We start from the raw sequence: 12303 nt of genomic DNA, 5'->3' as shown, positions 1-12303 counted from the left end.
GTGGGGCCATATTGGCCCTACAATAAACGGCTCTGAAGACCACGTTGGCGGCCTTATGCCGCACAGGAGCCAAGCATGTCCCATACCAACGAGCTGCGCCCTTTCCACCTGGCTTTTCCGGTCCATGATCTGGCCGTTGCACGCCAGTTCTACGGACAGACACTGGGCTGTCCCGAAGGCCGATCCTCGGACCAGTGGATTGACTTCAACTTCTACGGCCACCAGATCGTGGCTCATCTGGCCCCTTCAGAGTGTGGCAGCAACGCCACCAGCGCGGTGGATGCCCATAATGTGCCCGTGCGCCACTTTGGCGTCGTGCTGGACATGCCCACCTGGCAGACCCTGGCTGACAAGCTGGTGGCCGCTGGCACCAAATTCGTTATCGAACCTTATATCCGTTTCAAGGGCGAGCCCGGCGAACAGGCCACCATGTTCTTCATGGACCCTTCGGGCAACGCCCTGGAGTTCAAGGCCTTCAACAGCCTGGATTCGCTTTTCGCCAAATAAAGATGCACAAATCCTGGCAACTTAACGAGCAAGGCGACCGCTGTTTGCTAGTACAGTTCAGCGGCCCGCTTTCTCTGGACACCGGCTTGCGCTGTACCCGCGCCGCCCGCTTGCTGCGCGACCACGCCCCCGCCTGTGTCCGTGATCTAGTCCCCAGCTTTACCGCAGTCGCCATCCACTTTTACCCGGATGGCAGCAGCGACCAGCTTGCTCGTTTGCACGACTATGTTCACCAAGCCCTGGCCGAGCTGGATGCCAGCCAGGACCAGGCCGCTCCCGGCGCACTGGTAGATGTTCCCGTGTGCTACGGTGGCCTCTTCGGTCCGGACCTGCCTGCCATTGCCGAGCAATTGGGGCTAAGCCAGGAACAAGTCATCGAACTGCACAGCAGCCAGGTGCAACTGGTATTCATGGTGGGCTTTGCCCCCGGCGCTCCCTATATGGGCATCTTGCCCGAGCAACTGAATGTGCCGCGCCGCGCCACACCACGCACTGTGCTGCCCAAAGGCTCGGTCGCCATTGCGAACCAGCAAACCATTATTTACCCCAACGAATCCCCCGGCGGTTGGCATCTGATTGGCCGCTCGCCAGTTAATTTGTTTGATGCCCGGCGCTCGCCCGCCGCCCTGCTCGCCCCCGGCGACCAAGTGCGCTTTGTGCCTCTGCCTCACGAGCAGTTTGATCACTGGACACCCGCATGACGGTGCATATCCTCAAACCAGGCATGATGAGCAGCCTGCAAGACCGAGGCCGTTATGGACACCAGCACCTGGGGGTTTCGCCCAGCGGTGCCATGGATGAACGCGCCCACAGACTGGCCCATTTGCTAGCAGGCAATACCACCGACCAGGATCTGGCCAGTCTGGAAATTACCGTACAAGGCCCCAGCCTGCGCTTTGACGAAGCTGCCCTGTTTGTCCTGACCGGCGCAGATATGAATGCCAGCCTGGACGGCCAACCCGTAGCAGTCCTGCGCCCTACTCTGGCACGTGCCGGACAAGCCCTGACGATGCAGTCCGCCAAACCCGGCCAAGGTGCCCGTAGCTACCTGTCTGTTTACGGCGGTTTTCAAGTCGAATCCCTGCTGGGCAGTCAAAGCACCCACATGCGCGTTGGCCTGGGTGGTTTTGAAGGCCGCGCCTTGAAAAAAGGCGACCAGATTCAATTGGCTCACCCACTGCCCAATCAGGAAGCGGCGCTCAACAAGCTGCAAGCCGAACTCGACGAGCTGCGAATTTACATGCCAGCGGCGCTAGCCCTGGCCCCACGTGAACGCCTGCGCGTCATTCTGGATCAAGCTGATTTGTTTACCGACGAATCACTGGAGCTGTTCCAAAGCCAAAACTACCGCATCAGCCCGGCTTCAGAACGCATGGGCTATCGCCTGGAAGGTCAGCCCTTGCAGCGCAAGTCGCCAAAAGAACTGCTGTCCGCCCCCACCTGCTTTGGAACAATCCAGGTCCCCAACGATGGCCAGCCCATTGTGTTGATGGCAGACCGGCAAACTACAGGCGGCTATCCACGCATCGGACAAGTCATCAGCGTGGATCTGGCTCAAGTTGCCCAGCGTTTGCCCGGTCAGAATCTGGGCTTTGAAGTGGTGACGGTAGAACAGGCCCATGCACTGGCTGCCCGTCAGGAACAGGCTTTCGCACGTCTGAATGACAGCCTGGAGCCGTTGCGGCAGGCTCTAAAACAGTGTGTGACATAGAGCTTGTTAAGTCGCCACCGTACTAACGGGCATCTGGTCTTATCGCACATTCGTATGGCCAAACGGCCCATCAGGCCGCAAAGGCAGTAAGGCGGCTTGAACCAATCCCCCATGACGAACTCAGGAGCAAACACCCACTGCTCCTGGCTCCCAGGCTCAATACGGCTCCAACGACAGCCACCACATTCAAGCCCCAATAAAAAAACACCTCGCTTTTCCAAGCGAGGTGTTTTCATTTGGTCTGAGGCAAGACAGCGAATGCCGTGCGCCGTCCATAGACTTACAAAAACAGCTTGTAAGCCGGGTTATCCGTTTCGTCCCAGTGCGGGTAGCCCAGATTGCCCAGGAAAGCCTTGAATTCCTTTTTATCGGAAGGCGGCACCTGGATTCCGATCAGAATGCGACCGTAGTCATCGCCCTGATTACGGTAATGGAACAAGCTGATATTCCAATCCTGGTTCATGCTGGACAAGAATTTACGCAAAGCACCAGGACGCTCTGGAAACTCGAACCGCAGCAAGACTTCGTCCGTAGCCTGGCTGGACACTCCACCCACCATATGACGTACGTGGGTCTTGGCCAGTTCGTTGCCCGTCAGGTTCAAGGTACCAAAGCCTTTCTTCACGAAACGCTCTTCCAGCTTTTCGATCTCCGCTTCCGAGGAAATCGACATACCCACAAAGACATGCGCCTTTTCAGGATTGGACATGCGGTAGTTGAACTCCGTCACCGAGCGGGTGCCCAGGGCATCGCACAGGCGGCGGAAGCTGCCTTTTGCCTCGGGGATCGTCAAGGCAAACAAAGCTTCACGAGCCTGACCCACATCTGCACGGTCCGCCACCATGCGCATACGGTCAAAGTTCATGTTCGCGCCGGACGTGACCGCAATCAGGGTCTTGTTCTTGAGCTTGTTTTGAGCAGCGTAGCGCTTGGCACCCGCCAAAGCCAGGGCACCAGCCGGTTCCAGCACGCTACGCGAGTCCTGAAACACATCTTTGATAGCCGCACAAATCGCATCCGTATCCACGATGACAAAATCATCCACATACTGACGCACCAGACGGAAAGTTTCGGAGCCCACCTGCTTGACGGCAGTACCGTCAGAGAACAGGCCCACGTCCGACAAATTCACACGACGACCGGCCTTGATACTGCGCACCATGGCACAGGAGTCTTCGGTCTGCACGCCGATTACTTTGATTTCAGGACGCAAGGACTTGATGTATGTGGCGACGCCCGCCGCCAGACCGCCGCCGCCAATCGCGACAAAGACCGCTTCAATCGGGCCGGGGTGCTGTTGCAAAATTTCCATGGCCACCGTGCCCTGCCCGGCGATCACATCAGGATCGTCAAAAGGGTGCACAAAGGTCAGGCCTTCGTTCTTTTGCAGTTCCAGAGCGTGCTGGTAGGAATCCGAATAGCTCTCGCCCACCAGGACCACTTCGCCGCCCAGATTACGTACACCATCAATTTTTACTTGCGGGGTGGTGGTTGGCATGACGATAACGGCACGGCAACCCAGCTTGCGCGCTGCCATGGCCACGCCTTGCGCGTGGTTACCCGCCGAAGCGGCCAATACACCCCGTTTTAATTCTGCGGCCGACAGATTGGCCATCTTGTTATAGGCACCGCGCAGCTTGAAGCTAAAAACAGGCTGATAGTCTTCGCGCTTGAGCAGGACCGTGTTACTAATTCGTGCCGATACCTGGGGAGCGGGTTCAAGTGGTGTTTCGATGGCAACATCGTACACTTTCGAGGTCAGAATGCGCTTTAGGTAATCGTTCGACATGACTCAGCTTTTAGTAACAACCGGTTTTGCCACCAAGGCCAGCCGCAGGCCCCTGCCTGAGACCGCTCACCGGAAAAGAAAAACAGAATACCATAGGCGGATGCCCTAACTGGCGTCCATTACTCCCTACAAAACCCGTCCACATTACTTATGCAAGCCTGGATCTCTGATCTTATTTCGTGGCTCTTGGCCGCCCTATCTCTGCCCGAAGTGGGCTTGAGCGCCATTTTCATCATCAGCCTGGTCTCGGCTACCCTGCTCCCCCTGGGTTCGGAACCCGCCGTATTCGCCTATATCAATCTGGCTCCACATATGTTCTGGCCCGCCGTGCTGGTTGCCACTGTGGGTAATACGGCAGGTGGGGCCATCAGCTATGCCATGGGTCTGGGCGCCGAGAAAGCCTACGAAGCCTGGCGCGAGAAGCACCCGCAACACACAGAAGACGGCGCAACTCCCAAGAACAAGGCCGCAGGCCGCTGGCACGAGCTGGGGCGGCGCTGGCTGACCCGCATGGGACCGCCCGCCCTGCTCTTGTCCTGGCTACCCGTGGTAGGCGACCCCCTGTGTGCCGTAGCCGGTTGGCTACGCCTGCCATTTTGGCCCAGCGTGTTTTACATGGCGGTGGGAAAACTGGCGCGCTATACCACCATGACCGCTGGTCTGCTGTGGATTTTCCCCAAATTGGGTTGGTAATTTGCAGCAAACTGGCCGCAAACACCCCCTTAACCCTGACTTGGCCCTGTAGTAAGGGGGCAGCCCTGCTACGATTCGTATACACTTGTCTTTTGCCTATCTGCTCCTCGCTGAGCCGCCCTTGACGGGCCTTGCCAACTATCGCCATGAACGCCCCCATTGCAAGCAAGCACCTGGCTGCCCAGGCACGCAACAACGACACGCCGCGCCTGCGTGAAATCCCCTACAACTACACTTCGTACTCAGACCGGGAAATTATCCTGCGACTGCTGGGTGAAGAGGCCTGGGAAAAGCTGTCCGAGCTCCGCTCCGAACGCCGCACCGGCCGCTCCGCACGCATGTTGTTTGAAGTGCTGGGTGATATCTGGGTCGTCAAGCGCAACCCCTATCTGCAGGACGATCTGCTGGACAATCCCAAGCGCCAGCATCAACTGATCGAGGCCCTGAACCATCGCTTGAACGAGATTGACCAGCGCCGCGACAGCGCCGTGCCCGATCGCGATGCCAAGGTTCTGCGCCTGTTGCACGCTGCTCGGGGTGCAGTAGCCGCGTTTGAACAAGAATTTACCGATACCCGCGAGCTGCGCCAGAAAATTGTGCGCTCCCTGTCGCGCCTGACCGCCAAGGACAACATCAAGTTTGATGGCCTGTCGCGCGTCTCGCACGTCACTGACGCCACCGACTGGCGTGTGGAATATCCCTTTGTCGTGCTCACCCCCGATCACGAAAACGAGATGGCCGCCCTGGTGCGCGCCTGTATCGAACTGAAGCTGACCATCATCCCGCGTGGGGGTGGTACCGGTTACACCGGCGGTGCCATTCCACTTAGCTGGCGCTCGGTTGTCATCAACACCGAAAAGCTGGATGCCATTGGCAAGCCTGAACAAACCACGTTGCCCGGCATGTCCGAGCCCGTCACCACCATTCTGACCGGTGCTGGCGTGGTGACCCGTCGTGTGGCTGACGCTGCCGAAGCCGCCGGTGCCGTGTTTGCGGTAGACCCGACCTCGGCCGATGCCTCCTGTGTGGGCGGCAATATCGCCATGAACGCGGGCGGCAAGAAAGCCGTGCTGTGGGGTACTGCGCTGGATAACCTCGCCTGGTGGCGCATGGTCGATGCCCAGGGAAACTGGCTGGAAGTGACCCGTCTTGAACACAATATGGGCAAGATCCACGACGTGGAAATGGCCCACTTTGAAGTCAAATGGTTTGATGGCCGTTACGCCCCTGGTGCCCAGTTGCTGCGCAGCGAAACCCTGCACATTGAGGGTCGGCGCTTTCGCAAGGAAGGCCTGGGTAAAGACGTTACCGACAAATTCCTTGCAGGTTTGCCCGGTATCCAGAAAGAAGGCTGTGACGGCCTGATCACGCAGGCCCGCTGGGTGCTGCACCGCATGCCGGCGCATACACGCACCGTCTGTATGGAGTTTTTCGGCCAGGCCAAGCAGGCCGTGCCCTCCATTGTGGAAGTCATTGACTACCTGAACGGCGAAGGCAAGCGCATCGGCGCCATTCTGGCCGGTCTGGAACACTTGGACGAACGCTATCTGCGCGCGGTGGGCTATGCCACCAAGAGCAAGCGCGACGGCCTGCCCAAGATGGTCCTGATTGGCGACATCGTGGGCGACGACCCCGATGCCGTGGCAACGGCCGCTTCGGAAGTAGTGCGTCTGGCCAATGGCCGCTCCGGTGAAGGCTTTGTAGCCGTCAGCGCCGAAGCCCGCAAGAAGTTCTGGGCCGACCGTGCCCGTACCGCTGCCATTGCCCGCCATACCAACGCCTTCAAGATCAACGAAGACGTGGTGATCCCCCTGCGCCGCATGGGTGAGTACACCGAAGAAATCGAACGCATCAATATTGAACTGTCCACGGACAACAAGCTGCGCTTGACCCGTGAACTGGAAAACTTCCTGCAAGGCGATCTGCCCGTGGGCAAGATCGAAGATCACAACGACGCCGAGCACACCCGCGAAGAGATTCTGGACGAGCGCCGTCACGACGCCCTGCAAATCGTGCGCGATGTGCGCCAGCGCTGGCAGTGGCTGCAGGACAATCTGGACAAGCCGCTGAAAGACTCGCAGGCTGAGCTGGCCGAGATTGGTGTGCCGCTGGACAGCGCCGCGATCGAGGCCCGTCTGCAAGAAGACCCGAACACCTCGATTTTCCAGCTGCTGCAAGATCACACGATCCGCACCTCCTGGAAGAGCGAGATCCGCGAAAACCTGGAACATATTTTCCCCGGCGCCGACTGCGCGGCCGTACTGACCGAACTGCAAGCCATTCATGACCGTGTGCTGAAAAGCCGTGTGTTTGTGGCGCTGCACATGCACGCCGGTGATGGTAACGTACACACCAACATCCCCGTGAACTCGGACGACTACGGCATGCTGCAGCAAGCCAATGTCACCGTGGCCCGCATCATGCAAATTGCGCGCGGTCTGGACGGCGTGATTTCCGGTGAGCACGGAATTGGTTTGACCAAGTACGAGTTCCTGACTCAAGAAGAGCTGGAGCCTTTCCAGAACTACAAGCGCGAAGTGGACCCGAACAACCACTTCAACGCTGGCAAGCTGATGCCCGGTGCGGACTTGAGCCGCGCCTGGACCCCCAGCTTCAACCTGCTGGGTCACGAATCGCTGATCATGCAACGCAGCGAAATCGGCTCCATCTCCCATGCCATCAAGGATTGCTTGCGTTGCGGCAAGTGCAAACCGGTCTGTGCCACCCACGTGCCACGCGCCAACCTGCTGTACTCGCCCCGCAACAAGATCCTGGCCACCTCCCTGCTGATCGAAGCCTTCTTGTACGAAGAGCAAACACGTCGCGGGATCAGCCTGAAGCATTGGGAAGAGTTTGAAGACGTAGGCGACCACTGCACCCTGTGCCACAAGTGCTACAACCCCTGTCCGGTGGACATCGACTTTGGCGATGTGTCCATGGAAATGCGCTCCTTACTGAACCGCATGGGCAAGAAGTCCTTCAATCCGGGCTCGGCTGCGGCCATGTTCTTCCTGAACGCCAAGGACCCGCGCGTCATCAAGGCCACTCGTACCGCCATGATTGAAGTGGGCTATAAGGCCCAGCGTGCGGTGCACAATCTGCTGGCTGCCCCTGCTCGCAAACAGGTCAGCGCTCCCCCTGCCACCATCGGCAAGGCACCAATCCGCGAACAGGTCATCCACTTCATCAACCGCAAGATGCCCGGCGGCCTGCCCAAGCAGACTGCCCGTAAATTGCTGGATATCGAGAACTCGGATTACGTACCTATCATCCGTAACCCTGAAGCCACCTCCGTGGATTCGGAAGCCGTGTTCTACTTCCCCGGCTGTGGTTCGGAGCGTCTGTTCTCGCAAGTGGGTCTGGCTACTCAAGCCATGCTCTGGCATGTCGGCGTGCAGACGGTTCTGCCTCCTGGCTACCTGTGCTGTGGCTACCCGCAGCGCGGCAGCGGTCAAAGCGACAAGGCCGAGAAGATCATTACCGATAATCGCGTGCTGTTCCACCGCATGGCCACCACCTTGAACTACCTGGATATCAAAACCGTGGTGGTCAGCTGTGGTACCTGTTACGACCAGCTGGCAGGCTATGAATTCGACAAGATCTTCCCTGGCTGCCGCCTGATCGACATCCACGAATACCTGCTGGAAAAAGGCTTGAAGCTGGAAGACGTGCAAGGCGTGCGCTACATGTACCACGACCCTTGCCACAGCCCCATGAAGCTGCAAGACCCCATGAAAACGGTCAAATCCCTGGTGGGCGACAGCACCATCAAGGCAGACCGCTGCTGTGGCGAGTCGGGCACGCTGGCGGTGTCGCGTCCGGATATTTCCACGCAAATCCGTTTCCGCAAGCACGAAGAACTGCAAAAGAACCAGGACACCGTCCGTGCCGATGGTTTCCAGGGCGAAGTCAAAGTGCTGACCTCCTGTCCGTCCTGCCTGCAAGGTTTGTCCCGCTACGAGGACGAAACCAAGATGGATGCGGATTACATCGTGGTGGAAATGGCCAAGCACATGCTGGGCGAGAACTGGATGGCGGACTACGTACGCCGTGCCAACGACGGTGGTATTGAGCGCGTTCTGGTGTAAACCAAACGCATCACTCCCCCTGAACAGGCCGGCTTTATGTCGGCCTGTTTTGTAAGGGGTGAGCAAGTATCTTTTACCGCTGGACTGCTCCAGGATAAAAATGCCCCTTGGTGGGGAGAAAGCTCAGCGTGATCGCTATTCATCGCCAGGCCCTCCCCCAGAAGCGCCACTCGGATAGCAATAAAGCAAAGGGGCTGCGCGGAGATTTTTCTGCGGAGCAGCCCAAGGAAACTCCCTTAGGGACGAATGAAGTCCCAACCGCAGTATGGAAGCTTTTTCAGAATAGGTGTCTTTATGTCTGTTGATGATCCATTGCTAAACAGCCTGCAGGCCCTGCTCCGCAGCGAACGCACTGCGTCTTTGGGCACACTCAGCAATCAGGGCTTGCCGGTGGTCTCTCGCGTCCCTTTTGCGATCTGCCCCGAACAAGCCAGCATCATCATCCACATCAGCGAAATGGCGGCTCACACCCGTTATTTGCTGCAACGTCCCGATGCCAGCCTGATGGTCAGCCAAAGCGAGCATGGCCAGGATGCTGTCCATGACTTGCCCCGCGTCACCTTCCAAATGAAGGCCCGCAAACTGGAGCGCGAGCAGCCCGACTGGGAACAGGCCAAACGAGCCTATACCGCCCGTTTTCCCGATATGGAATTTCTAAGCAGCTTTACGGACTTTCATTTCTTCGCTCTGGATCTGGTCAGGGTGCGCCATATTGCCGGGTTTGCGGCGGCACGAACCTTGAAACCTGAGCTAGTGCGTGCCTTGCTGGCAGAGCCTGTGGCTGGTTGAAGTCCCCGAGTTCGCAATCGCAGCAAGCCTTGGAAGCGCTGGATCTGTGCTCCAGCCTTCACCACGTCAGAGCACCTTAATACAACGACAAACAGGTAAGCCTTCGCCCCTTACAAGCCCCGGCCTGCACCCAAAATGTTGCAGACCTTGCAACAAAGTCGTCACTAACTGATTTCCAGACAAAGAAAACAGATCACTCATTAAACGCCTTTCTGACCAGAGAAATCGCCACTCCTTCTCCTTGCCCTTCCGATGTAGTCGTCCGTTTTCGTGTGTTTCAAACGCCAAGCATGACAAAACGTAAATTTGGCCGCTATAAGATTCAACAGCTACGACGTTAAATGGCACGCAAGGACTCGACAACACGACCTCGCAACACGTTGCCGCCACACAGAGAAAAACACCCAGGAGAGGAAGAGATGTCGAACAAGAAACGCAGCGCCTATGTGCTGGTGCAGATGGCCTTGCTGAGCCTGACTTTGCCTGGCCTTACCCATGCAGAAGCAGACAGCTCATTGGAGCAATGGCGTACTAAAGAATACAAACGCCAGCCTGGCCTGGACATGATCAATGCGGCCAAAGCCTACTCGCTGGGCTTTACGGGCAAGGGCGTGACGGTCGGCTATCTGGACTCGGGAATTGAAGCCAAACACCCGGAGTTTGCGGGTGCCATTGCGGGTGGCTTTGACTTCAACACGGATACCCCCTATGCCAACGGCCAAGGCATAGATGCCGATCCTCCAGCAGGTCATGGCAGCCACGTTGCGGGCATTATTGGCGCACGTCGCGACGGCAAAGGCATGCACGGTGTCGCCTTCAACAGTCAGCTCTTTGCGGTCGCCTACGATGCGAGAGAAGACGATGATGATGACATGCTTGGCAACGATCCTTATGAACCGGACCCACGCGAACAAGCCGCCGCATTTGACCGCGTTGCCTCCCGAGGCTGGAACTATCTGGCACAGTTCAAACTGCCCATCATCAACAGCAGCCTGGGCGTCAATGGTTGTAACGATGCCAGCTCCCCACCACCTTGCAATGTCCTGGACTATGGCTCGCCCGAAGGCGTACTGGATTGGCAGCCACTGGCGATCGAGGCTTTCCACAACAGCGTAGACGCAGGCTCCCTGATGGTCTTTGCTACCGGCAATGAATCGCAGGACCACCCTGACCTGCTGGCAGGCTCCCCCTACTGGTTTCCTGAACTAAAAGATAACTGGCTGGCCGTGACAGCCCTGGGCGAGGATGGATCTTTAGCCTCCTATGCGAACAAGTGCGGCGTAGCAGCCGAGTGGTGTCTGGCCGCCCCCGGTGGTGACGACAATCCAGGGATTAATTCGGTCCAATCCTCTGGTGGCTATGTCGCCTTTAGCGGCACCTCCATGGCCTCCCCCCACGTCGCGGGCGGTGCGGCGCTAGTAAAGGAAGCGTTCCCCTACTTCACCGCCTATCATCTGCAACAAACCCTGCTGACCACCGCCACCCCTCTGGGAGACCCCAGCATTTACGGCTGGGGTCTGATGAATGTGGGCAAGGCCGTGCAAGGGCCAGCACAATTTACTCGTCTGTTCGACGTCGATACGCTGGGCTACCACTCCACCTTCGCCAATGACATCAGTGGCACGGGTGGGCTGCACAAGCGCGGTTCCGGCTCCCTGGAGCTGACGGGCAATAACAGCTATACCGGTGACACCACCATCAGCGGCGGTCGCCTGGCCGTTAATGGCACGCTGGCTTCTGCGGTCACAGTGGAACGCGAAGGCACCTTGGGGGGGGCCGGTACAGTCGCTCAAGTCGATAACTACGGCACCCTGGCTCCAGGTAATTCGGTTGGCACCTTGACCGTCAGCGGCGACTACACCGCCCATGCCGGTTCGGTGCATGAACTGGAAGTGGGCCCCGCAGGCGCAACAGATCGTCTGGTGGTTGGCGGTGCAGCCCATATCGACGGCACGCTGAAACTGGCCGGTGGCCCCTACCGCCAGAATGTGGCTTATTCCTTTCTGGATGCAGCTAATGGTGTGACAGGTCAGTACAGTCACATCACTTACGAGATGGCCTTCCTGTCGCCAACGCTGCTCTACGGCCCCAGCCTGTCCTTGATGATCAAGCGCAATGACACGCCGTTTGCCACCTTTGCCAATACGGGGAACCAGAAAGCCGTGGCCAACGCGCTGGATACCGGCTCGGATCAACCGCCGGTCACCATGGCCGAACTGTACGACACGGTCCTCAATGCTCAGTCCGGACAGGTCGCAGGCTACATGGAGCAATTGCAAGGCCAAATCCATGCGGGTACGACCTCCGCCCTGCTAAGCAACGGGGATCTTTTGCCCCGCACTTTAGGCAAACAAGCCTCAAGCGCTCGCAATGCAACGGGTAAAGACACTGTATTGTGGGCCGAAGTGATTCACCAACAACGCGATCTGGACGGTGACGACAACAGCCAGGATGTACGCCATAAGGTGAGCGGCCTGTTCCTGGGTAGCGATACCGCCATCGGCGAACAAGGCTGGCGCATGGGTGCCTCTCTGGGCTACCTGGAGAACCGCATCAAGCTGGATGACCGCCGTCAGACCTCACGCAGCAACAGCTACAGCGCCGCCCTGTACGGAACGCAAGCTTGGGAAATGGGTTCGGGTAGTCTGAATCTACTGGCAGGTGGTGCTTACACCCGCCATAGCCTGGACAGCGAGCGTTCTCTCTCCGTTCACCAATACGAAACG

General features: G+C 58.2%; 8 protein-coding genes. 7 read left to right on the top strand and 1 reads right to left on the bottom strand.

Going from position 1 to position 12303, the window contains the following annotated elements; all coding sequences use genetic code 11:
- Positions 1 to 75 precede the first annotated feature (75 nt).
- From WFM49_RS14980 to WFM49_RS14970, 3 genes are read left to right on the top strand one after another with little or no spacing between them, the layout of a single operon-like run.
- Positions 76 to 507 carry a VOC family protein gene (locus tag WFM49_RS14980; RefSeq protein WP_022983640.1) on the top strand — a complete coding sequence of 144 codons (432 nt, stop codon included), beginning with the start codon at positions 76 to 78 and terminating at the stop codon, positions 505 to 507.
- Between the two features lie 2 nt (positions 508 to 509).
- Complete coding sequence (pxpB, locus tag WFM49_RS14975) at positions 510 to 1208, top strand: 5-oxoprolinase subunit PxpB (protein ID WP_083054717.1); 699 nt, start codon at positions 510 to 512, stop codon at positions 1206 to 1208.
- Complete coding sequence (locus tag WFM49_RS14970) at positions 1205 to 2218, top strand: biotin-dependent carboxyltransferase family protein (RefSeq protein WP_336974066.1); 1014 nt, start codon at positions 1205 to 1207, stop codon at positions 2216 to 2218. The genes pxpB and WFM49_RS14970 overlap by 4 nt, the downstream gene beginning before the upstream one ends.
- Positions 2219 to 2498: 280 nt before the next feature.
- On the opposite strand, the gene ilvA is transcribed toward WFM49_RS14970, so the two are convergent.
- Positions 2499 to 4007 (bottom strand): threonine ammonia-lyase, biosynthetic, encoded by a 1509-nt coding sequence (ilvA, locus tag WFM49_RS14965; protein ID WP_035270321.1) that lies wholly within the window; start codon positions 4005 to 4007, stop codon positions 2499 to 2501.
- A gap of 150 nt (positions 4008 to 4157) precedes the next feature.
- Between ilvA and WFM49_RS14960 the strand changes: the two genes are divergently transcribed.
- The 4 genes from WFM49_RS14960 to WFM49_RS14945 all read left to right on the top strand — a co-directional run.
- Positions 4158 to 4700, top strand: coding sequence for a YqaA family protein (locus WFM49_RS14960; protein WP_022983641.1), 543 nt, complete (start codon positions 4158 to 4160; stop codon positions 4698 to 4700).
- Between the two features lie 146 nt (positions 4701 to 4846).
- Positions 4847 to 8788, top strand: a complete 3942-nt coding sequence (locus WFM49_RS14955) for a DUF3683 domain-containing protein (protein WP_250756168.1) — start codon at positions 4847 to 4849, stop codon at positions 8786 to 8788.
- A 294-nt stretch (positions 8789 to 9082) separates the two neighbouring features.
- Positions 9083 to 9577 carry a HugZ family pyridoxamine 5'-phosphate oxidase gene (locus WFM49_RS14950; RefSeq protein WP_238441735.1) on the top strand — a complete coding sequence of 165 codons (495 nt, stop codon included), beginning with the start codon at positions 9083 to 9085 and terminating at the stop codon, positions 9575 to 9577.
- Positions 9578 to 9996: 419 nt separating this feature from the next.
- A partial coding sequence (locus WFM49_RS14945; RefSeq protein WP_336974060.1) for a S8 family serine peptidase occupies positions 9997 to 12303 on the top strand: 2307 nt, incomplete at its 3' end.

It is taken from the genome of Alcaligenes sp. PF14 (assembly GCF_037150615.1).
Classification (GTDB): domain Bacteria; phylum Pseudomonadota; class Gammaproteobacteria; order Burkholderiales; family Burkholderiaceae_B; genus Alcaligenes; species Alcaligenes phenolicus.
The sequence above is the reverse complement of the archived record's forward strand: the minus strand, read 5'-3'. Positions and strand labels throughout refer to the sequence as shown.

Bases quoted from the DNA above. Each gene is read 5' to 3' on its own strand.
- WFM49_RS14960 (WP_022983641.1), top strand. From the start codon at position 4,158: ATGCAAGCCTGGATCTCTGATCTTATTTCGTGGCTCTTGGCCGCCCTA.
- WFM49_RS14955 (WP_250756168.1), top strand. From the start codon at position 4,847: ATGAACGCCCCCATTGCAAGCAAGCACCTGGCTGCCCAGGCACGCAAC.
- WFM49_RS14950 (WP_238441735.1), top strand. From the start codon at position 9,083: ATGTCTGTTGATGATCCATTGCTAAACAGCCTGCAGGCCCTGCTCCGC.
- ilvA (WP_035270321.1), bottom strand. From the start codon at position 4,007: ATGTCGAACGATTACCTAAAGCGCATTCTGACCTCGAAAGTGTACGAT.
- pxpB (WP_083054717.1), top strand. From the start codon at position 510: ATGCACAAATCCTGGCAACTTAACGAGCAAGGCGACCGCTGTTTGCTA.
- WFM49_RS14970 (WP_336974066.1), top strand. From the start codon at position 1,205: ATGACGGTGCATATCCTCAAACCAGGCATGATGAGCAGCCTGCAAGAC.
- WFM49_RS14980 (WP_022983640.1), top strand. From the start codon at position 76: ATGTCCCATACCAACGAGCTGCGCCCTTTCCACCTGGCTTTTCCGGTC.